The sequence below is a fragment of the Nitrospira sp. genome (assembly GCA_016788885.1).
GTDB lineage: Bacteria > Nitrospirota > Nitrospiria > Nitrospirales > Nitrospiraceae > Nitrospira_A.
Map to the genome: position 1 here is coordinate 35,509 of JAEURX010000010.1, position 21,827 is coordinate 57,335.

16 protein-coding genes are annotated in these 21,827 nt (G+C 60.0%); 11 read left to right on the forward strand and 5 right to left on the reverse strand.

What is annotated here, in order from left to right; translation table 11 throughout:
- The first annotated feature begins 32 nt into the window (after positions 1-32).
- Positions 33-1,259 (forward strand): methyltransferase domain-containing protein, encoded by a 1,227-nt coding sequence (locus JNL86_02290; protein MBL8041730.1) that lies wholly within the window; start codon positions 33-35, stop codon positions 1,257-1,259.
- Positions 1,256-2,104 carry a hypothetical protein gene (locus JNL86_02295; GenBank protein MBL8041731.1) on the forward strand — a complete coding sequence of 283 codons (849 nt, stop codon included), beginning with the start codon at positions 1,256-1,258 and terminating at the stop codon, positions 2,102-2,104. The genes JNL86_02290 and JNL86_02295 overlap by 4 nt, the downstream gene beginning before the upstream one ends.
- A 12-nt stretch (positions 2,105-2,116) precedes the next feature.
- Here JNL86_02295 and JNL86_02300 read toward each other — a convergent pair whose 3' ends face one another.
- From JNL86_02300 to JNL86_02320, 5 genes are all read right to left on the reverse strand, one after another.
- Positions 2,117-5,569, reverse strand: coding sequence for a CHAT domain-containing protein (locus JNL86_02300; protein MBL8041732.1), 3,453 nt, complete (start codon positions 5,567-5,569; stop codon positions 2,117-2,119).
- Between the two features lie 366 nt (positions 5,570-5,935).
- Positions 5,936-6,844, reverse strand: a complete 909-nt coding sequence (locus JNL86_02305; protein MBL8041733.1) for a hypothetical protein — start codon at positions 6,842-6,844, stop codon at positions 5,936-5,938.
- Between the two features lie 10 nt (positions 6,845-6,854).
- Entirely contained in the window at positions 6,855-7,481 is a 627-nt protein-coding gene (locus JNL86_02310; GenBank protein MBL8041734.1) for a hypothetical protein, read from the reverse strand.
- Positions 7,482-7,678: 197 nt separating this feature from the next.
- Positions 7,679-8,836: an acyltransferase gene (locus JNL86_02315; protein ID MBL8041735.1), complete on the reverse strand. Its 1,158-nt coding sequence runs from the start codon at positions 8,834-8,836 to the stop codon at positions 7,679-7,681.
- Positions 8,837-9,379: 543 nt separating this feature from the next.
- Positions 9,380-10,201, reverse strand: a complete 822-nt coding sequence (locus JNL86_02320) for a hypothetical protein (protein MBL8041736.1) — start codon at positions 10,199-10,201, stop codon at positions 9,380-9,382.
- A 482-nt stretch (positions 10,202-10,683) separates the two neighbouring features.
- Between JNL86_02320 and JNL86_02325 the strand changes: the two genes are divergently transcribed.
- The 9 genes from JNL86_02325 to JNL86_02365 all read left to right on the forward strand — a co-directional run bounded on the left by JNL86_02325 (position 10,684) and on the right by JNL86_02365 (position 21,824).
- The gene (locus JNL86_02325) at positions 10,684-12,135 is read left to right on the forward strand and encodes a sigma-54-dependent Fis family transcriptional regulator (protein ID MBL8041737.1); all 1,452 of its coding nucleotides are present in this window, start codon (positions 10,684-10,686) and stop codon (positions 12,133-12,135) included.
- 227 nt (positions 12,136-12,362) lie between these two features.
- Positions 12,363-12,632 carry a hypothetical protein gene (locus JNL86_02330; protein ID MBL8041738.1) on the forward strand — a complete coding sequence of 90 codons (270 nt, stop codon included), beginning with the start codon at positions 12,363-12,365 and terminating at the stop codon, positions 12,630-12,632.
- Between the two features lie 25 nt (positions 12,633-12,657).
- A complete protein-coding gene (locus JNL86_02335) occupies positions 12,658-14,262 on the forward strand; it encodes a phage tail sheath family protein (GenBank protein MBL8041739.1) in 1,605 nt (534 codons plus the stop codon).
- 14 nt (positions 14,263-14,276) lie between these two features.
- Entirely contained in the window at positions 14,277-14,798 is a 522-nt protein-coding gene (locus tag JNL86_02340) for a phage tail protein (protein MBL8041740.1), read from the forward strand.
- A 2-nt stretch (positions 14,799-14,800) separates the two neighbouring features.
- Positions 14,801-15,541, forward strand: coding sequence for a hypothetical protein (locus JNL86_02345; protein MBL8041741.1), 741 nt, complete (start codon positions 14,801-14,803; stop codon positions 15,539-15,541).
- A gap of 745 nt (positions 15,542-16,286) precedes the next feature.
- Positions 16,287-17,585 carry a DUF4255 domain-containing protein gene (locus JNL86_02350; protein MBL8041742.1) on the forward strand — a complete coding sequence of 433 codons (1,299 nt, stop codon included), beginning with the start codon at positions 16,287-16,289 and terminating at the stop codon, positions 17,583-17,585.
- On the forward strand, positions 17,582-19,519 hold the full coding sequence (locus tag JNL86_02355) for an ATP-binding protein (protein ID MBL8041743.1): 1,938 nt from the start codon (positions 17,582-17,584) through the stop codon (positions 19,517-19,519). Before JNL86_02350 ends, JNL86_02355 begins: the two co-directional genes overlap by 4 nt.
- Positions 19,516-19,830 carry a hypothetical protein gene (locus JNL86_02360; GenBank protein ID MBL8041744.1) on the forward strand — a complete coding sequence of 105 codons (315 nt, stop codon included), beginning with the start codon at positions 19,516-19,518 and terminating at the stop codon, positions 19,828-19,830. The genes JNL86_02355 and JNL86_02360 overlap by 4 nt, the downstream gene beginning before the upstream one ends.
- Complete coding sequence (locus tag JNL86_02365; GenBank protein ID MBL8041745.1) at positions 19,827-21,824, forward strand: DUF4157 domain-containing protein; 1,998 nt, start codon at positions 19,827-19,829, stop codon at positions 21,822-21,824. The genes JNL86_02360 and JNL86_02365 overlap by 4 nt, the downstream gene beginning before the upstream one ends.
- Positions 21,825-21,827: the final 3 nt, after the last annotated feature.

Below are 21,827 nucleotides of genomic sequence, written 5' to 3' on the forward strand. Positions count from 1 at the left end.
CGCGTATCGGCCACCTCCGGAAAGAGGGTTTCGTGCCCGCTGATGGGAACGACGAGATTCGCACTCGCCTGCAACGGCATCTCGCCTGGTGGGGCCTTCGACACATCGAATCCGATGCCGCCTACTTCGCCTGGCAACGCGACGTCTTCACGCCGCAAGAACTCGATGCGCTCCACCGGTCCATCGACGCGAAACGGCAGGCAGCCCATGGATCCGCCGCGGACATTGCGTTTTATGATCTGACGGCGCGCCCCCGCTCCGTTCCCGCGCTCTACAGTCAACGGTACGAATATTACGTGGAGGTCGGATCGCGGATCGCCGTTCGGCTCGAGGATGCCGGAACGATTCTCGACGTCGGTTGCGGGATAGGCCTCCTGACGACCTTCTATGCCGCACAATGCCCCCATGCCACGTTCGTCGGTATCGATCGTTCATCTGCCTCCATCGCCCTCGCTCGACAGCGGACGCAGGACCTTGGTCTCACCAATCTCCGTTTCGAATGCGTCGATCTGGATCAGCACAGTCTCGCCGGTCGGTTTGACGTGATCGTGGCGACCCATGTCTTGCTCCAAACCGAACAGGATCCTGGGCTTCCCAGTTGCGACTGGAAGGGGTTCACGCGGGTGCCGGATGCACAGGCCCAACAGATGTTTGAGCAGCGGACGGGAGTGGGGCCACGCTTGGACCGGCTCCGCGGAGCGTTGACGCCGCACGGTCGTGTGATGGTATTTGAAAAAACGAGGCAACTCGCGCGGCGGATTCCCTTTCAGCGAGCGCTCGCGGCTCGCGGCCTGCAGTTGCTCGCGCCGCCTGAACTGGTCCGGTATCGCTCGATCGAGGAGGTGTCGGATGACGGTCCTCTGTATGTCACCGGACTGGCGCCATCATCGAATCCCCTACCGTGGGATGAGTCTCCTGAGCCTGACCGTGTCTCTCCACTCACGATAGAGCAGCTGCGTTCCGTTCACGTACCTCAGGATCAGCCCCTTTACGAAAATCATGGAGCGTCGGCGCAGCAGGACTGGCTGGATCTTCCCGCGAAACAGGTGCTTGATCAGGTCACCAGGACAGAGGCGGATGGACGACAGCTGCACGTCGAGTGGGGGCGGGCCGGTGAGTTCGTGTATCTCTATTGTGCGAACACCTTCGATCAACGCCAATTGGTCATTGTTGAACCTGGCCGTGTGGCAATGGTGAAAACGTACTACAAAGAAATTACCGGCGAGCAGTCAGCAAATGAACAGGGGACGTTGCGATGAACGATCCGAAAGCGGATTCAGGCGATCTTCTCCAAGAGCACTTAGAAGTGGTAGGTCTCGTGCCGGCCGCCGGATCCGCGAAGCGCCTGCAGCCGTTTCCTTGCAGCAAGGAAGTGTACCCGGTCGGCTTTATGCCGGATGAAAAGAGCGGAACCCTTCGTCCCAAAGTGGCGGCACAGTACTTACTGGAGAAATTCAAGGCGGCCGGAATCACCAAGGCCTTCCTCGTCATCAAAGACGGCAAGTGGGACATTCCCAACTATTTCCGGGAGGGCGACCTGGTTGGTCTTTCACTGGCCTATATTGTGATCGCCGGATCGCTGGGACCACCTGATACCCTCGATCGTGCCCATCCGTTCCTGGCTCAGAAGCGCGTGGCCTTTGGGTTTCCGGATATTCTTTTCGGGCCTGGCGATGCCTATGCCCGTTTGATCAAACGGCAGGAGGAGACCGGAGCCGATGTGGTGTTGGGTCTGCATGAGATCGAAGACCCGCGGGTCTGGGATATGGTGGATTGTGACGAGGCGGGGTTGGTTCGCGATATCGTGATGAAACCGGCTTCGACCCTGTTGACCCATGGCTGGTGCTGCGCGGTCTGGACTCCGGCGTTCACGGAATTCCTCCACTCGTTTCTCCGAGCCGATGAAACCAGGCGCAATCTCGATCGGCTCGCGAGTAAGGCCAACGACCCAGGTGGTGATCTGGCCGTCGGCGTCGTCCTCCTGGCTGCCTTGAGGGCCGGGCTCTCAATCCAAAGCCTAACGTTTCCCGGCGAACGTTATCTCGACATCGGCACGCCGGAGAATTTGCTCAAGGCCGTGCGACAGTTCCAGCAGCCCCAATGATCATCGCGCCGTCTACGGATAGGCCGCGAGAATCTGTTCGGCTGCCTGCAGGCGCTGCTTCGCGTCTTTGTCCGTAAATTGTTTACGGCAGTTCGCACAAAACGTGAGCCGCCCGGCGATCGATCGAATATCCCGCTTCTCGTTGTAAAAGAGGGGGCAATCGGCCGGCCCAACCCGACGTGGGTGCGGGGGAATTCCCGCGACGACCGCCGCCGCCAGGTGCGCCATCATCCGCTCGACCGTGTAGTCCCGCTCGTTGAGTTGTTCGAGCAGCTCAAAGGTCGAGGTTACGATCAGCGGGTCCCGCCGCCAATAATACAGGTAGCTGGTCCGCGCATCCTTCAACGGAAAATTGATCATGCAGATCAGTTGCTCGACGGCCAACTCCTTCGGTTTCGTTTTCAAGCGCTCGTACAGCGTTTCCGCCACCACGAATGCCTGATCCTTCTCCTGTTCCCGTCGCCAGGTGCCGATCGGTGCGGGAAAGGAAACGGGTTCAAAGGCATACTGCGTTTGCGCTCTCGTCAGACGCTCGCAGATGTCCGGCAGATGGGGAATCATGCGATGCGCATTCCAGATGCCGATTCGCATGCGATTTTCCACGGCGCGTCGTCGGCTGCGTACGGCCGCGCTTCTCGTCCGTTCGTATTCGGCCGCCGTCCTTGGCAGGCAAAGATGTTGTGCGGGATTGCGGGCAAAGACCACCGGGACGGCCCAATCGATCGCTTCACCCGAGATCGAGTAGTTGACCGACACTCGCGCCTCACGGGCGGCATCGCCGATGCTGTGTCCCATCGCCAGGGCCCAGTAGAAGTGACGGGAGAAGGCGGTGGCGGAGACGTCCAGCACCGGGTACTGATTGGCGACCACGGCAGGTACTCCCCCGGCAATAAGGGCCTGCGCCACGCCGCGACTGAAATCCTGTCGGCCGCCACGGCCGGTTTCGCAGGCATTCAGACAGACCAGACGAATGCCCCGGCGGCAGACGATTTGGCGCAGGGTAGAGGAATCCAACCGTTGTTCGCCTCCGTCCTGGTTTTCGAAGATGAGGTATCCGCAATCGGTCTGCTTGTTGTATTCCCCATGGCCGATGAAGTGCAGCACGTCAATGGGGGCCGTGGCGGATTCCAGGGTGCGATGCAACAGCTCCGGAGTGGCGTCGAGGAGCAACTCGACCTCGGCCAGTCCTGCGTCGAGGAGGCGGCGGAATCCGCTGCGAATCACGTCGGCTTCTTCCTCTACCGAGAGGGTGCCGAGTCCCAGTGGTTGGGCGACCACGACGAGGATGCGCATGGTGGGGCGAGCCGGTATGCGTTCAGCCGGAATGGCCGTGAGCACGTTGCGCGTAAAATTGACTTCCTCCAGTGCCAGGAACGTTCTGCGATCGGGGTCATAAATGAACTCCCACGACTGGTCGGCAATCCACCCGATGTCCGAGGTGAAGATCAGGTTCAGTCGCTGGCTGACTTGTTCTGAGCGGGCCGCATCATACAGCCGGCGAACTTGTCCGGGAAGCAGGGCGGCGAAGAGCGCTCCACCCATTTGCTGGAGCTCGGCTTCATTCGGAAGTTGCGGGTAGGCAGGGTCTCCGTTGATGTAGCCTTGAATATGCGCCTGGCCTGCCTTGATCCGGTCCCACTGCGTTGGCGCATGACCCGCGGTGTTCCGGCGTGACGTCGCAACGTTTCTCTGCTCGCCTCCCGTGTGCAGATGTTCCATCACGCGGGCGTTGCGAAACGTGGCGATGAGTTGTGCGACATCAGCTCCCTGCTTGGGAGCGATGAGCGCAATGTGAAACACGTCGTCAGGCTCCGGCGAGGGCGTAAGCGAGGTGACGGGTGCGCTGACACGTTGAGGAGGGCGCGCCGGTTGTGTTGCGGTCGGTTCCTCGCGTGGTGTGGCGGCCACGGCGGGCGAAGGTGATTCCATTCGAGCGGCACCTCGACGCCTGCCTGACGGCAGGTCATGTTCGAGGTCGATGGGTGTGGCGGGCTGTGGTTGTCCGCGTAAGGCCCGGACGAGAAAATCCACGGTGCCGGGATCCTGAAAGAAGTTCACATGGTTTACGGGCTGCTGCTGCACAAGATTTCCGCCCAAGCCGAAACAGCCGACACGGGACCCCGGAATTGCGGCCGTCCCGGTTCCCGGATCCACACGCCAGCCGCCTTCGGTCGGCACGACGAGGTCGTTCGCGGTCGGAAAAAACAAATCGGCGCCCGCGTCGATGATGCGTTGGAGCAAGGCGCCGTTCGGTTCGAAGTTCGCCACCAGGGCCGAATACGCCTCGCCCGGAGGGCCGGGGGCATCCTGCAAGGCCCGAATGATGTCGCCGTTGTTATCCATCGAGGCCAAGCCCGGGAGGCTGCCGACCAACCGTCGCGCGATCCAGGACAACGCCTCGCTCACGAATTCCACGCCGGTGGTGAAGGGATTCTCGGGGAACAGTTCCATCACGTTGGACAGCCAGTTCGTGTACTGGGTGACGTGGTCCGGCGAGGCGAGGGGGGTTCCCCCGTTCGGACTGGCGACCAGCACGGCGCGACCGACGGCAAAACGATCGGCCAGCCTCCCGAACTGCTCGCGGCGCTCAACGAGATGTCGAAGGACCAAGCCGCCGCGTGAATGGGTGATCACGTCAAACGTGGTGGGGCGTTCGGGCAGAGCTTCGAGGAGCATGCGCACATTTTCCTCAGGCGTGCGGCTGAGGGTAAAGTGATCGAAGCCATAGATGCGATTCCCATAGACGTCCTGCAGTTCGGCGAACAGTGTCTTGCCGTTGCGGCCTTGAGTCTTGGCCAATTCCTTGAACGCGGCGGTCGTACTTGAAAACGTCCCGTGAATGAACAAGAGATTGCGTCCGGTGGTACTCAGGGTCTGCAGATCAGCCGCGGGCAGAACGTCGTTGCTGGCGAGTCCTTCGGGGGTGACTGCGAGCCATCCTTCCCGTCGATCCTTCAGCTTCCAGGTGGTGGTCTCCCAGAGCAGGGCGAGTTTGGCGAGGGCATAGTCGGCAATCTTGCTGGCCACTTTGAGCACCACAGTCTTGATGGCGGCGCTGATGAATCCACGGCGTCCGCCCGCTTCGGGCACTGGTGCGGCTGGAACGGGGATCGAAAACCGATACACCGTGCGTGTCCCTCTGCGCTTTCCGCGACGAGCCGGCTCGCTGGGCATGTGAAACCGGATGGCGCCGGAAGCATAACGCGTCATCACCACGTAGATGTCGTCGGTGCCACCTTCGACATCCACAGTGAGGGGAGCCGGTGTTCCATCGCCGCGCCTGGCCTTGGGCGTGGCTGTGAGGGTCTGTTCGATTTGCCAGCGTTTTGTTCCCGTGAGACTCGCCAAAAATGGATCCGGCGGCTCCGAGGCCGCCCGTCGACCACTGCGAGCAGCGCCCGTTGCACGAACGTCCCAGCCGTCCGAGGTTGACCAACTCACCTTGCCGGATTGTGTGTTCGCCATGGTGTGCTCCTACTGCTGAGTGGTGAGGCGTGACGTCCCTTGCCGTTTGGTGACTCGAATGACTTGTCCTCGAATTCAGATCGTGAAACCTATCGGGTGTCAGTGTGGTTGCGTGCTGGGAATCTGACACCACAGTGGGTGCGCGGATTTCGTGCCGCGCTTATCCCACAACCGGAGAAATGAGGCAAGAGGATGATGAGGGGCGATGGGAAAGAGAAGGGGGATGCATGAGACATTGAGTCGGGGCGGAGATCGTGTCGGAGGCGTGATGGCGTATTGGCGTCGTGTGCCACAGCCCATCTGGTTGGTCTGTCTGGCCTCAGTGGAAACGTCAGCCGGAAACGAGTGGCGGTGCGACGGAGGCGCTCAAAAACCGAGCGCTTTTTCCAGATCGGCCTGCTCTTTCTTGAAGGTCTTCTTGCGCCCTTCTTCGGCCTGTGCTTGGCGCTGCTCGGTCTGCTTCTGGACAGTTTCGGCTTGCTTGTTTTCGCCGGCCATCGCGTAGAATTCTGCGGCGATTTCGCCTTCGCCCTTGGCCTCATGGCGTTTCGCCAGAAGCCGCGCCTTCTCGCGAATTGTTTTGACGCCGTCCGGACGATCGGCCTGCTCGTAATAGGAAATGGCCAGGTGGAGGAATTTTCGCCCTTCCTCAGCCGCGAGGGTATCGCCGCGTTGTGCGGCCCTTGCGCGAATCCGGTCCTCGCCCGCTTTGGCATAATAGGCCCAGTTCTTCGCCAGTTGGAGTTCGTGGAGCGAATCCTTGGTGAACGACGCGAACCGTTTCTCTTCCTCCGCGAGGGCTTTCTCGACCTGCTTCAAGGCGTGGCCTCGCATCGCCTGTTCCTGCGCCTTGTCGTTCTGCTGAGAGAAGTAGTCGATCGCATGGCTCACCGTGTTGGTGTCGTCCGGTTTGGCTTCGACCAGTTTGCGCTGCATGCGGCCCGCGTCGGCCACTGCCTTCGCGCGAACATACCACTCAAACGCGTCCTGCAAATGCGACTTCTTTTCGTCTTCCGCGCCGATGGCTTTGGCGGTGCGTTGCTGCAAGGCGTCATGCCGTTTCGTGTCGCTGACGCAGTCGCTGTCCGCTTTCGCGGCGGCGGCATAGGCCTCGCGGGGCCGGCCGGCCCGCTCAAGCTCTTCGGCCTTCTTCAATTGTGCGTCTGCTGTGGCTTGCAACGCCTTGTCGGCGCAGAGGGAGTCCGCCCAGGCCGGCGTGCTCCATAATCCGAAGGCCATGGCACAGATCAGATGCAGGGATGTGACTCGTATCACGATCGCCTCCTTAGCGCCCCATCATCCCTTTGAGCATGCCCATCCCCATGCCGCCCATGTCCAGCTTTTCAAATCCGTTGGGAATTTCGAACAACTCGGCCGGTTGTTTGCCGACTGTGATATTGGTCTGTTCCATCTTGAAGCGCGCCTTCTGTCCCTTCTCAACCGCCAGGGCGTCGATCTTGGCGAGAATGCCTTCCTTCGTGGTCCACATGAAGCCGCCCATCTTCGTGCCGTCGGTGCCGGTCATGATGATTTTGCTCTTGTTCATGACGACACCGTTGACCGTTTCTTCGCCCAATGCCGTCTGTTCGATCTGGTAGCCGGACAGATCGGATTTATCCTGCGAAGGCGTATTGCCCGGCGCTTCCATATACATCTTCTCTTCCGGCATGAGCGTCCAGCTGACATGTTTGTCATGGCGGGTGATCATCGTCATGACGGTGCCGCCCTGGGACATGTCACGGCGTTCTTTGGTTGGTGTCGAATAGATGCGGCTTTTGGTGGCGCCTTCTTCGGATTCGATGATCTGGTCGGCGGAGTATTCGACGTGTACGCGTTCAGTTGCCAGTGCGGGGGCCAGGGGTGACAGTGTGACAGCACTCACTGCGAGGGATAACAGCAGTCTGGTGAGCATGGGATGCATCTCCTTGCCTCATAGTTGTGGAACGCGTGATATCGAGTGTCCCATCGGGGAGCACCATCACCAGTGTTGGTGACGTGGTGAAAAGGGTACGCCAGGTGGGACGACCTGTCAATTTTTGTTGGGGTGGGCCGGAGGATCCAGGAGCGCCGGGTCAGTTGGCGAGAGCGACTGCAATGGTTGGCTGGCGTTTAGTGTGCGGAACTGGAAACAGCGGCTGTTTGACCTCGGCGATTGTCGGAGGAATGTCCGATCCGCTGCTTGACTGGCGGTTGCGTAACAAGCTGACCCGTAGGCACTTGCGGGACCGGTACCGGCATCACCACGGAGGTAGAATTCGACTGTTGTGAACGGCGCTCGGACAGATGCTCCGTGAGCCGCATTCCCACTTTCACCATCGGGGCTTCAATCAGATGATAGAGCGCAATGGGCAACCCCACGCTCAGACTGATCAACGCAGCATACCTCACCATGGCTGGGTAATCCTTCAGCAGGACGAGCGCTGCCCATTGAGCATGCAAATGGGTGAGGTAGACGCCAAAGGAATAGCGCGAAATCAGCGCGAATACTCTGTTCAATGCAGGCCATCTGAGTTCTGCAAAGAACGGGGCCGACAGCCCAATCATCAAACAGAGAATCCACCGAGCCTCTAATCCGTACTCGCGAGAGGTTCCATACACAAGAACACCAGCGGCAGCGACAAGGGTCAGTGGCCAGCCGATAAACGGGAGTTGGTGACGGCGAATTCCATAGCCCAGGAAGTAGGCAGCGACTCCGGCAATGAAACAGGGGGCATACTGAAAGACTTCGAGGCGACCGGAAATGTGTGGTTGCGCAATCCCCGCAACCACAGCAAGGCTCCAGAGCGCAAGAATTCCCCTCACACCATAGGCCTTTCCGATCAGATAGAGAACGGGCAGCACCAGGTACATCGCGACTTCATAGGGGAGGCTCCACAGAACGGAGCTCACGACAGGCTTATACATGAACTCGGTATACAGGAATATGTTGGCGAGAATAGTAGAGAGGTCAGGGGAAGACCACGGCCACCAGGGCGCTCGGGGCAGGTGAAAGAGCACAATGATGGACACACACACGATGCTGAGCGGATAAATCCGAAAGAGTCGACGGATATAGAAAGTGATGAAGAGTTCTTGTTTGTTTCTTTCGATCCGCTCGAGCGAAAACATCAGTACGAGACTGGTGTGTACGAAGAACAACAATACGCCGAACTGGCCGAAATAATCAGGGAGGCGCGTGTTGGTCGTGATGAGCAAATGAAAAACGTAGACGAGAAGAACCGCTACAGCACGCAGAAAATCAAGATTCGGCGAGTGTGCGGAGGGCACTCTGTGAGCAGGGCTAACCGTGCGACGTGCTTCGCCTTCAAAGCTCTCTCTGGAGTGTTGCAAGTTTGCCATCGCGTCGCTGAGTGTTCGCAGGCGATCTGGCCACGTCGCAGTTGCGCCAAATGGCCGAGCCACGATGCTCTGAGTGGAGTAAACCGACTGTCAGGATGGCCAATGACCCGAAGGAACATGCATCGGGAATTGGAGCACACTGAGAGCCCTGGTTGTTCTGGTCACGCGGGCCCCCGAGGGGGAGAGAATGGCGACCAAAACCGAGTACACTCTATTTGCATACTGCAAGTCAACAGATCGGTGCACTTTTTTGATGATTGTTTCGAGTGCTTCAATATCGGTCATTTCCTTGTCTGAGATGGAGAATGCGTATCATGCGAATGTATACGTATTTATATGTGGGTCCCGTGACTCAGGCGACGGTTGGACGCCGCGTCGGTGGTGTCTGGTGCTGGTTGGCGGACTAAATTGCCAGGTACAACGGTGATTCGTTCCTGGTTGTGCGACGCGATTCTCGCATGCCCCGCCTGGCTATCGCCTGCCGTGAAGGAGAGCGCGTTTGGCTTTCAAGCGATCGTCGTCCGCTTGAGCCGGCAGGGCCAGCGAGATCTCCCAGGAGCCGTACATCGGATTAGGGAGTAAAAACCAGGATGTGCCCCAGCGTCTGCTGTGCTCGCGGGCTAGGCGGAGCCGGTTCTCCGGGGCGTCTCGTGCCCCGGAGACAAAATCCCCCAGGTCATCCCCGATCAACAACAGGATGCGAAATCGGTTCGCGAGGTACTGTCTGCGGCTCGACTTATCCGACGGCCAATTGTAGGGGGGCTCGCCTTCGGATAGTACCGTGTCGAGGTCTTGAGGAAGCGGAATGCCGAGTTTTTCAAGTGTCACTCTCGTCGAGGCTTCCTGGTGGGCCTGTCTGTTGGTGATGAATAGGATTGTGACGCCCCGCTTGCGAGCGTGGGCAATGAAGTCCAGCGCGCCTGGGACGGCACGTGCGTCGGCCTCGCGAACCCATGCATCCCATGCCGACGGACTGAATGTGGTGCGGCGCGTCACCAGCCGTGCATCAAAGGCACTGTTGTCCAGGACCGTTTCGTCCACATCGAGGATGACGGCAGGAGGACGGTTCGAAATGTCTCCGGTTTGCTCTGGTAGCGCGCTCCAGGTGTGGTCCTGCAACGCGTAATCCAATGCCTCGCCGGCCTGGCGGTAAGTGGTCGAGGCCAGTGCGTCATACTCCGCAGAGGTCTGCATCCAGAGTAGGCTGTTCAGGAGTTCATGGGTATCCCGGTTGCCTGCACAACCGGTGAAGGCTAGCAGGACGAGTGCGAGGAGGCATGATGGTCTGAACATCTGATCGGTCTCCCGAAAGTGTCAGTCGGTGTCCGCCATACGTAGCCGACATGGTCGTTTCTGCAGGATTGTGGGAAAAACGTATGCCATGAAATTCGTCGCACATTGTATCTCTTCGATGGTGACTGGTCCACGATGGACACCCATAGGCGAGGTCCGGATACTGTGATATAAGAGCCGCGAGGGACATTCACGTGGCGGAGGATGTATCCAATTGTCTCGAACAGTGTATCGAATCATGCACAGAATATGTGATTCGAAACGCCAGGGGCTCACCTGGGCGCCTGTGATTTCACGGCGGATTCTTGGACATCTGCCTTCTGGATCGGACAGGGGCTGCGCAGTCGCAGAGGATGCAGATGGTAAGGGAAGACGGTCAGGTGATGGTATGAATGGTGCAGTTGCCCAGAAAGGTTGATTGATCTCGCCGAGAGTTGTGTCACTGATCAAGCTCAGATCCACAAGGCAGAGAGGTAAGCTAGATGAAGGAACTCATCAGAATCCTCTGTATTTCACCAAACGATCCCGTTCGGTCTGGCCTTGATCAATCCCAGCTTCTTGAGCTCTTAACGCGTGGGCTGCCGACCGAACGGTTTGTCCTCGATTCTACGACGTACACGTCCTTCGCTCAGTCCCAGTCTCCTCACCTCGTGCTGCTCCACCAGGCGTGTTCCGATGCCTCACTCGAATCACGCGTCATCGAACTCAACCGGCGTTGGCCGGCTGTGCCTATCCTGGGGATACTCGGTGAACAACCTGAGCATCACACTGGCGGGGTGGAACGTATCCCGCTGGGCCTGCGCGATTTTGTGGTCTGCCCGCTGCGCAGCCAAGAGTTGGTCTTGCGGGTGTGTCGCATTCTGGTACAAGAGGTTCCGTCAACGAGGCGCGAGGCGGAGTTCCCGCAACCGGTGCGGGTGGATTCATTGATTGGCGAGAGTGCGATATTTCAGGCTCAAGTGGAGAAGGTACCGCTCTTTGCCGGGGTTGATGCGACCGTGTTGCTACAGGGCGAAACGGGCACGGGGAAAGAAGTGTTTGCCCGTGCGATTCATTATTCAAGTCCGCGCAGAGACCGTGCGTTCATTCCGATCAATTGCGCAGCATTGCCGGATCAGTTGTTTGAGAACGAATTGTTCGGCCATGCCAAAGGTGCCTACACCAGTGCGGCGCAAGAACAAGGCGGATTAGTGCTCGAGGCTGAGGGGGGCACCTTGTTTCTCGATGAGGTCGATGCACTGAATCCTTCTGCGCAGGCGAAACTGCTTCGGTTCGTCCAGTATCGAGAGTACCGGCCGCTAGGCTGCTCGCGCACCAGGTTGGCGAATGTGCGGATCATCGCGGCCTCCAATCATGATTTGCGACAAGCGGTGGCAGAACGGCGATTTCGCGAGGATCTGTTTCATCGGCTCAACGTGTTGTCGCTGGTGGTGCCGCCGTTGCGCGAGCGGCCCGATGATATTCCTCTGTTGGCCGCACGATTTCTACAACGCTTTCGACGCCCTGATGGCCAGGGTGCTCGGGCACTCTCCGACCAGGCCATTCAAAAACTGTTGGTACACAACTGGCCGGGCAACGTACGGGAGCTGGAGAGTACCCTTCAGCGGGCCGTTGTCTTGTGTGGGACCGCCGTCATCCAGGCAGATGATATCGAGTGCTCCGCAGACGGACCCCAAAATCAGCCGTTCAATGGCTCGCTCCGCGCGGTGAAGACGTCCGCGACCATGGATGTCGAACGCGCCTATCTGGTGAAGACCCTGGTGACCTTTCGCGGCAATGTGACGCGCGCGGCTAAAGCCGCGGGCAAAGAGCGGCGAAGCTTTCAACGGCTGCTCCGGAAGTATGGAATTGATCGGGAAACGTTCCAGAGAGATGACGTGCTTCAACCCGGGGACTATCCGGCACCGCTCCATCCATTGGACGGACATGCCTGAGCGCACCAGTGCCGCGGTAGTTTTGCCGCATCGTCCATCATTGTGATTTTCCGCAGAGTCCGACCCCTCTTCGCGCTGATCGACTGCGGCAGGAACGCCGCGCCGCCAGTTCCTGCTCGCAAAATCACCCAGTAAAACCAAGCAAACGGGTATCTCCCTAATGGCATTTCTCTTGCTTGGCTTCATGGCCATGTTGTCGTGCGGAGCCTCTCCGGGGATTGATCCGGATGGAATCACAGGATGCAGAAATTAGGTACAGCATTCTCGAATACCTGGTCCGCCATCCGGGGGCGAAGGATACTCGGGATGGCGTCATCAATTGGTGGATCGCGAAGCCGTGCGAAGACGAGCGTCTCGCCGACCAGGTATTGGAAGCACTGGTGGCAGAGGGGTGGGTTCTGAAACGGAATACCACGAGTCAGGCGATCTACAGCCTGAATCATGCGTGTTTGCAGGAGATCCGGAAATTTCTAACCGACGATCGACAGGGGAAGTGAATTTCTAAAGCCGAGGAGGACGAGTATGCCAGTGCAACCAACCTATCCGGGTGTCTACATCGAAGAATTGCCCAGCGGTGTACGCACCATTACAGGCGTCGCAACCTCGATTACCGGATTTATCGGGAAAGCGTTGCGTGGCCCGGCCGACCAACCGGTCACGATCACGAGCTTTGCCGATTACGAACGCACGTTCGGAGGGCTGCATCGGGATATGACGTTGAGTTACGCGGTGCGCGATTTCTTTCTCAACGGTGGTGGACAGGCCGTGATCGTGCGGCTGTATAAAGCGACCGTGGGCAGCGCCAGCAAAGCGACCTATGAAGTACCCAACCTGACGTTGCAGGCCGCCTCCGAAGGCGCGTGGGGCATGCAGGTACGTGTTCGTGTAGACAAAAAGGCAGTGAGTGATCCGAATCTGGTGGCGGTAGCGACACGGTTGGGCGTGCAGCCGGCCGACCTGTTCGACCTGACTGTGCGGGACGGGGGAACCGGTCGGACTGAAACGTTTTTGAATCTGACCACGAAGGAAAGTGCGCGCCGCGCGGACCGTGTGCTGGCGGCCGAATCGACGCTGGTGCGTGTGACGTCGAGCCTGCCTGCCAACACGTCGCCCACGGCCCATGCCGGAACATTGGCGGATGCCGATGTCTGGACGGCCAACACGAAGTCCACGGCGGCCAAGAATACGGCGCCGGCGGATGTCGCGGTCGATAGCGCCACGCTCGATGCTGCGACGTACAAAGGAAGCCAATCGTCCAAGACCGGCTTGTATCAGCTGGAGAAAGTCGATCTCTTCAATCTGCTCTGCGTTCTGGCGGACGTCCGTGGTGGCGATGTGCCTGATGACGTGTATCAGGAAGCATTGGGGTACTGTGTGAAACGCCGGGCGATGCTGATCGTCGATCCCAAGGCGGCGTGGGCCACGGTGAGCTTGGCGCAAAGCGGGGCGGCGAGCATGAATTTGAACGGAGACATGGCGCGCAACGCGGCAATCTATTTTCCGCGCATCAAGCAGGCCGACTCCGAACTCGGCGGTCAGATCGATACGTTTGTCCCGTGCGGCGTGATGGCCGGCGTGATGGCGAGGACGGATAGTCAGCGCGGTGTATGGAAGGCGCCGGCCGGCCTCGATGCCTCATTGAACGGGGTGGCGGGACTCCAACTCGATATGACGGACGCCGAAAACGGGCTGCTGAATCCGCTGGGCATCAACTGCCTGCGCACCTTCCCCGTGCACGGGCGGGTGGTGTGGGGATCGCGAACGATGCGCGGCGCCGATGCGGCGGCGGATGAGTACAAGTATGTCCCGGTCCGCCGGCTGGCGCTGTTTCTCGAAGAAAGCCTGTATCGCGGCACGCAGTGGGTGGTGTTCGAGCCGAATGATGAGCCCCTCTGGGCGCAGATCCGGCTGAACCTCGGGGCCTTCATGCACAATCTGTTTCGGCAGGGCGCGTTTCAAGGCACCGCCCCGCGCGACGCCTATTTCGTGAAGTGCGACAAGGAGACCACGACGCAGAACGACATCAACCTCGGCATCGTCAATATCGTCGTCGGGTTCGCGCCGCTCAAGCCCGCCGAGTTTGTCGTCATCAAGCTCCAACAGATGGCCGGCCAGATTGCGAGCTAACCAAAGGAGAGACCATGGCTCAGTTCACCGTCAACACGCATCGATTCGATCCCTATAAGAATTTCAAATTCCGGGTCAAATGGGACGGGCGCTATGTGGCCGGGGTCAGCAAGGTCGGCTCCTTGAAGCGTTCGACCGAGGTGGTCGAGCATCGCGAGGGCGGCGATCCCAGCACTAGTCGCAAGTCGCCCGGCCGCACGAAATTCGAAGCGATTACACTCGAACGGGGTGTCACGCACGATACGGCCTTCGAACAATGGGCGAACAAGATCTGGAATTTCGGCTCAGGCTTGGGGGCGGAGGTGTCGCTGAAGGATTTCCGGAAAGACATCATCATCGAACTCTACAACGAAGCCGGACAATTGGCGATTGCGTACAAAGTCTTCCGCTGCTGGGTCTCGGAGTATCAAGCGCAACCGGATCTCGATGCCAATGCCAACGCCGTGGCGATCCAAACCCTCAAACTCGAGAACGAAGGCTGGGAACGCGACTACGAAGTCGTCGAACCATCGGAGCCCACCTTCACGGAACCATGAGCATGCAGCACGAACCAGTTCAGGCCCTGTCCGCCTCCGTCATGCTGGAGCTGTGGGAACAGGGAGCGGGCCGTCATCCCATCGACCGAGCGTTGCTGCTATTGCGGCACGCCTGTCCCACACAATCGTTTGAAACGCTGTGCGAATGGACGATCGGCCGGCGCGATGCGCAGGTGTTGGAGCTTCGGCGGCACACGCTTGGTGATCGCATCGAGGCCTATACGGAATGTCCGGCCTGCCGCAATGGGCTTGAATTCGAACTGTCGTGCGCGGCGCTCTTGGCTTCGGCATCCGCCTCGGAGGCCATGTGGACGACCGTCGAACAAGACGGCCGCTCCTGGGAGTTGCGCGGGCCGAATAGTCGGGATCTCGCGCTGGCGATCGCGGCCGTCGATCCGAAACAAGCGCGGCGCATGCTGCTGTCTCGTTGCGTTCGGGAATCGGCTGGCGGCACTGAGCTGGAGGTACTAACTGAGGCAGATGAAGCGGCTCTTGCGGAGCGATTGAGTGAACTGGATCCGCTGGCCGAAACGCTCATTGATATGTGCTGTGAGGTGTGTGGCGAGCGGTGGCAGGCGCTGTTCGATATCGTCACGTTTTTCTGGAATGAACTTCACGCACGAAGCCGACGACTGTTGCAAGAAATCGATCTTCTTGCACGAACCTACGGGTGGACGGAAGGAGAGGTCCTCCGCATGGGTGAGCAGCGTCGGGGATTGTATGTGGAGATGGCCCTGGCATGAGCGATTTTTTGACCAGACTCGTGCAGCGACAAGAAGGAACGGTGCCGACGGTGCAGCCGCGCACCCCCTCGATGTTTGCCTCGTTGGTCGGCCGGGTAGGAGATGCTGATTTCCCAGCGATGGACTCGTTACCGGCTGCCGACCTAACAACTCGAAGATCCCAGGCCTCTCTCGAGTCGGGCAACCATCATGGTGAAGGCCAGACTCGACCTGATCAACAGGAAGGTCCTCGGCTGCTGACTGCTTCCAAGGCAACCACGCGTCCTGCGATGGGATTGCATCGATCCGAATCGTCTCCTGTCCCGTTGGTTTCGAACCCCTCGGCAGTCGTTCCTCGGCCGGTGCATGAGGCGCCTGCTGCGCTGCGCAGTGGTTCGGAGGTTATTCATGAGCAGGTGCCGCGTCAGCACATGAGTCTGAGCAAACCGACTAGTGAAGATCGTGGCGAGCCTGTGTCTGTTCCCCGTACGGCGCGGATCGAGGCACCTCCTCCGGCGGCCGACACTCGGCGGCATATCGCTCGCTCGTCTGTAACGGCACCACCTTCGTTGGCGTCGGGTGCGACCGTAGGGCGAAGGCAGGCGCAGATCTCTAAGACCTCAATCGAACCTCCCGTGGAAGTCACCATCGGTCGCATTGAAGTGACCGCAATGTCCATCGCGCCTGACACGAAACGAACACCGGGAGCTCGCCGTCCAGCGATGTCGTTGGAGGAATACTTGGCCCGTCGGCAGGGGGGAAGACCGTGAGCAGCGCGTTGGCCATTGCCGGAGTCACGGCGGTGCTTCGAGATTTGCTGAACGACGGTCTCATCAATCACAACGTGAGCGGACTGCTCGGCAGCACGGTGACGGTGAGTGCGCTGCCTCCGGATCGTGTGGTGCCGGTCAACGGCACGGAGAGTACGCAGCTGAACCTGTTTCTCCATCAAGTCACCTTCAATACCGGTTGGCGCAACCACGCATTGCCGTCCCGCGATGGATCGGGCACGCAGCGACTGAGTAATCCGCCGCTCGCGCTGGATCTTCATTATCTCCTGAGCGCCTACAGCGCCGAGGAATTGGGCAGCGAGATTCTGCTCGGGTATGCGATGCAGTTGCTCCATGAGATCCCCGTGTTGGATCGTCAAGCCATCACGACGGCACTGACGCCATCGCCGTCGGTCGATACCACCCTACCCCCGGCACTGCGTGCCTTGGCTGAGTGTGGGTTGGCCGATCAGGTCGAACAGATCAAACTGGTCCCGGACCCCCTCAGCAGCGAGGAGATGTCGAAACTCTGGACTGCCGTGCAGTCGCATTACCGGCCTTCCGCGGCATATGTGGCGACCGTCGTGCTCATTGAGTCCTCCAAACCGACGCGGTCGACGTTGCCGGTGCTGAGCCGTGGTCCCGTCGACCCCATCACGAAGCGGGATCGCGGCGTGGTGGTGCAGGCCGATCTGCTCCCCCCGTTTCCGACCATTCAGTCGGTGGCGGCGACCAATGGACAACCGGCTGCGACGGTCGGCTCGACGGTAGACCTCGCAGGTCACCACCTCGATGGTACCAATCGCACGATTCTGCTCTCGAACGGCCGGTTCGGCATTGACCAGGCTTTGCCGGCCGCAGGGGGTGGGAGCGGCAGCCTGGCGTCCTTCACGGTGCCCGTCGTGCCGGCAGGGGTGTATCAAGTGGCGCTGCAGGTTATTCGTCCCGGTGAATCCGATCCCCGTACGAGCAATGTCCTGGCGTTGGTGGTCGGGCCAGAGATTACGACCGCGATGCCGATCACGGTCGGGCGGGACGGCAACGGAGCGGCCACCATTGGGCTGACCGTACAGCCGCAGATTCAACCAGGGCAGTCGGCCTCCTTGCTGGTGGGAACTCGTGACGTCTCACTCGGGCGAATCACGGTGGCCACCGGGAGTATCAATGTCGTCGTTGCTGACGCACCGACGGGAGAGTCCTTGCTTCGGGTCCGCGTGGATGGAATTGACAGTCCGATCATCGACCGGTCGGCCATTCCGCCGGTCTTCCACAACTATCGGGTGACGATCACATGAAGCCAGCCGCGACCTCTGCAGAATGGTGTGATGCGAATCAAGGCTATCTGGTGGCCGAGTTTTCTCGTCTGAAGCTGCGTCTTGGGGCCGAACATGATGAGCGTACGGTTGCTGTTCGGCTGGAGGCGGCCCAGGCGGCGCTTTCCGCTCCGGCTGCCATCGATACCCTGTCCGAGCTGTTCGGGCTGAGCGCATTTGAGCGCGATTTGCTGCTTCTGGTCGCCGGAGTGGAAATGGATGCCGAGCTTGGGCGTGTGTGTGCTGCGGCTTTGGGCCAATCGCCAGCGCCGAGGCCGCAAGCGACGTTCGGCCTGGCCTTGGCGGCGTTAGACCATTCGCACTGGAGCGCACTGGCGGCGATGGCCCCGTTGCGCCGATGGCGCTTGCTGGAAGTCGACGACAGTGCCGGGTTGGTGAACGGGAGACTGCGCATCGACGAACGCGTGTTGCACTATCTGGCCGGCGTGAACTATCTCGATCCCCGCCTGCAACCGCTGCTCAGTCTGGTTCCCGCCCCGCAGGTCATGGCCGAGAAACATCGGCACATTTGCCGGTCGGTGCTGGAGCGATTGCGGGAACAGTCGTCGTCCTACCCTGTGGTCCTGCTGTCCGGCGACGATGTGGATGGACAGGCTGATGTGGCGGCGGAAGTGGCGGCTCACTTGCACGTGCAGTTGCACCGCGTGCAGGCCGATGACTTGCCGGGCAATTCGGCAGAGTCCGATGCCTTCGCCATTCTGTGGCAGCGGGAAGCGGTCTTACTCGGCGCGATTCTGTTGATCCACTGCCAGGACGGCACACCTTCGAAGGCGGTCGCGCACCTCGCCGACCGCGGCAGCAGCCCATTGTTTATTGTCGGTCGTGATGTCCCTTCGTGCAAACGCGCGACCATCCGATTCACGGTGAACAAGCCGGACGGGACAGAGCAGAAGCAATTGTGGCAACAGGTGCTGGGGCCGGCCACGGCCCGCATGAACGGGATGTTGGACGCTGTGGCGTCCCAGTTTTCTTTGAGCGCCAGAGCGATCGCGACGGCCGGCGCCGGGCTGCAAGACGTGGCTGAACCCGGTAGTCAGGCGGACAGCACGCTGTGGAACGCGTGCCGTAGCGTCAGCCGTTCACGGCTGGACGATTTGGCGCAACGCTTGGAGCCGGTTGCCGGATGGAACGATCTGGTCCTACCGGAGGCGCAGCAGCGGACCTTGAGGCAAATTGCGGCACACGCGAAACACCGGCTGATGGTCCATCAACAGTGGGGCTTTGCCGGGAAAGGCGTGCGTGGTCTGGGAATCAGCGCCTTGTTCGCGGGCGAAAGCGGCACGGGCAAGACCATGGCGGCGGAAGTCCTGGCGAATGAGCTGCATCTCGACCTGTACCGGATCGATCTCTCCGGGGTCGTCAGCAAATACATCGGCGAGACGGAACGCAATCTGCGACGCGTGTTCGACGCAGCGGAAACGAGCGGAGCCATGTTGCTGTTCGACGAAGCCGATGCGTTGTTCGGGAAACGCAGTGAAGTGCGTGACAGCCATGATCGCTACGCGAATATCGAAGTCAGTTATCTGTTGCAACGGATGGAGGCCTACCGTGGCCTCGCGATTTTGACGACGAACATGAAAGCAGCGCTTGATGTCGCGTTCTCGCGCCGCCTGAGTTTCGTCGTCCAGTTTCCCTTTCCGGATCAGCAACAACGGGAATTGATCTGGAGTCGTATGTTTCCCGCAGCAACACCGTTAGAGCTGCTCGATTACGCCAAACTCGCCAGGTTGAGCATGTCCGGGGGAAATATCCGCAGCATCGCCCTGAATGCGGCCTTCCTGGCGGCGGATGAGGGGAGCGCGGTGGGGATGAGGCATCTCCTGCAGGCGGCGCATACCGAAGCGGCGAAGCGTGAACGCCCACTCTCCGACGCCGAAACCAGGGGGTGGGTATGAGGCGAGTCGTTGTGAACATCGACCGTCTCGTCCTCAAAGGCATCCGCTTCGAAGACCGGCATGCAGTTGCGCAGGAGTTGCAGGAGCAGCTGACCCGACTGCTGGCCGCTCCTGGCATGGCCGAACGCATCCGCCGGACCGGCAGCGCGCCGCGTCTCCGTCTCGACAAGATCCAGGCGACGGGGAACATGCAGGGGCAGGGGATCGGCAGGGCAACTGGGCGTGCGATGGCCGCCCACTGGTCGCAGGAGGGCCGTGCGGCCGTGCCGTCGGTAACAGATTCAGCGCCGGGACAGAGGTCATCGACATGAGTGATCGACGGGCCGTCGTGTCACAGACCACAAGGCCGTCATCCGAGAAGGGGCGTCAGTCTGCGGCTGCGTCCCGCGGCGCGTCGGCATTCACGTCTCAGGCGTCGGGGCCGAAGCCGACCGGCGAATTCGTGAGCGGTGTGTTGCACTCGGCCGGATTGCCATTGGATGAACACTCCCGGACATTCTTCGAACCGCGTTTCGGGCATGATTTCGGGAAAGTCCGGGTTCATACGGATGCACGCGCCGCGGATTCCGCCGATACGCTGCTCGCGGATGCCTACACTGCCGGCGACCACATCGTGTTTGGAGCCGGACAGTATGCTCCGGCCAGCTCCAAAGGGCGGGCGCTCCTCGCCCATGAGTTGGCGCACGTGGCGCAACAGGCTGTCCCTCAGTCTCTGTCGGTATCGTTGCGGGTGAGTCGGCCGGGTTCGGTCGCGGAACAGGCGGCGGAAACGAGTGCGCAACGTCTGGCTCTCGGCCTTCCGCCCGCATGCCAGCCGATCTCGGAGCCTGGTGTCATTCATCGTGCAATCAAGGAAGACCTGCGCGAAGCCATCGCCGGCTGGGGGACTGATGAGGAAGCGATTTACGCGCGATTGCGCATTGCGGGGGACGAGGAAAAGAACGCCGTCCTGGGTGATCCGGTGCTGATGCAGGAATTGCAGGATGATCTGTCACGCGGGGAGTGGGGAACAGTGCTGGGACTACTCGGTGCGTCCGCCGAGTCGCGCGTCCATGCCGCGTCCGAAGGATGGGGCACTGACGAGGAAGGAATCTTTGAAGCCCTGCGGTCGACGCCGGCCCTCGAACTCAAACGCCAGATGGAACGCAGCACGATGCTCATGGAGTTGCGCGATGAGCTCTCGGACGACGAGTTGGGGCAGGCGCAGGCCATCATCACCAAGTCATTCTTCAACGAGGCTGCGATCAATTTCCCTGACACCTATCATGTGCTGCTGCTCTTTCCGGACACGGTGAATGAAGCCTGCGACCATTTCGAGGCGCTTGGGTATGATGTCGTCAAGAATATCATTGGTTATCTCCCCCGCGGACATGAGATGCAGGAATCCGTTGCGACGGATATCAATACGCAGATCAACCACGACAAGAAGCTGGTACGGGTGCAAGCCACGTTTGAGGCGCGCTGGAACATTTCGAGTCAGTCGAAGGCTGGGAAGGGGAAGAAGGCGCCGGCCTGGACGGTCGAGATGATTCGACAGCTCCATGCCGCGCTCAGGCAGGTGCCTGAGGGGCATGTGGTGAGAGCCGATCAAAACGTACCCGGTATTCAGAAGGGCGAGTTGTCGGGTTTTCGTCTGATCGAGGGCAGCGGCGGCTTTTGGTCGAATCCCTTCATCGAGGTCGGTGAGGAACGCTCTGATGTCGCTGGATTGACGCGGCACGAGGTCGGCCACGCCATGGATGACTACCTGGGCTCCTCCACCGAGACATTCAAAAAGAATTCCACCAACGGCTGGGATTGGTCGAAGACATCCGTGCTGTGGGAAGCGCACATGCCCGACCCCTGGAAACGCAAGGGCGGAAAGAATGTGCCTCTGGCCGATCAGCTGCAGATCAATGCGTTGCTCGACGCCTACGTCAAAGGCGACGGCAGCGAAGGACTGCGCAAAGGCACCGCCGAGACGCATCCGATCCGAACCTACTGGAATGATGACGTGCCCATGATCGAAGCCGCCAAAGATTTAGCCGGGAAGAAGGACAAGGTGTACCAACATCTCGGAAGCGTCAGGAAGTTCGGGCCCTGCTACTTCAGTTGGAGCACCTACTACCGCGAATTTTACGTGTACAACCTGATCGTGCAGGACAAACGGTTGACCGACTATTCGCTCTTCGGCCATCCGGAATTTTTTGCGGAGATGTATGAAGCCTACTATGAGGAAGGCTCCGGTTCGAAGCGTGGGGAGAAATTGAAGGGAGTGCCTAATTGGAAGCAGTTCTTCGACACCGTCGTCCATCCGGCGAAGTAGCAC

Excerpts from the sequence above, each read along its gene's own strand:
- JNL86_02295 (MBL8041731.1), top strand. The coding sequence starts at position 1,256 with ATGAACGATCCGAAAGCGGATTCAGGCGATCTTCTCCAAGAGCACTTA.
- JNL86_02300 (MBL8041732.1), bottom strand. The coding sequence starts at position 5,569 with ATGGCGAACACACAATCCGGCAAGGTGAGTTGGTCAACCTCGGACGGC.
- JNL86_02310 (MBL8041734.1), bottom strand. The coding sequence starts at position 7,481 with ATGCTCACCAGACTGCTGTTATCCCTCGCAGTGAGTGCTGTCACACTG.
- JNL86_02320 (MBL8041736.1), bottom strand. The coding sequence starts at position 10,201 with ATGTTCAGACCATCATGCCTCCTCGCACTCGTCCTGCTAGCCTTCACC.
- JNL86_02325 (MBL8041737.1), top strand. The coding sequence starts at position 10,684 with ATGAAGGAACTCATCAGAATCCTCTGTATTTCACCAAACGATCCCGTT.
- JNL86_02330 (MBL8041738.1), top strand. The coding sequence starts at position 12,363 with ATGGAATCACAGGATGCAGAAATTAGGTACAGCATTCTCGAATACCTG.
- JNL86_02335 (MBL8041739.1), top strand. The coding sequence starts at position 12,658 with ATGCCAGTGCAACCAACCTATCCGGGTGTCTACATCGAAGAATTGCCC.
- JNL86_02340 (MBL8041740.1), top strand. The coding sequence starts at position 14,277 with ATGGCTCAGTTCACCGTCAACACGCATCGATTCGATCCCTATAAGAAT.
- JNL86_02345 (MBL8041741.1), top strand. The coding sequence starts at position 14,801 with ATGCAGCACGAACCAGTTCAGGCCCTGTCCGCCTCCGTCATGCTGGAG.
- JNL86_02355 (MBL8041743.1), top strand. The coding sequence starts at position 17,582 with ATGAAGCCAGCCGCGACCTCTGCAGAATGGTGTGATGCGAATCAAGGC.
- JNL86_02360 (MBL8041744.1), top strand. The coding sequence starts at position 19,516 with ATGAGGCGAGTCGTTGTGAACATCGACCGTCTCGTCCTCAAAGGCATC.
- JNL86_02365 (MBL8041745.1), top strand. The coding sequence starts at position 19,827 with ATGAGTGATCGACGGGCCGTCGTGTCACAGACCACAAGGCCGTCATCC.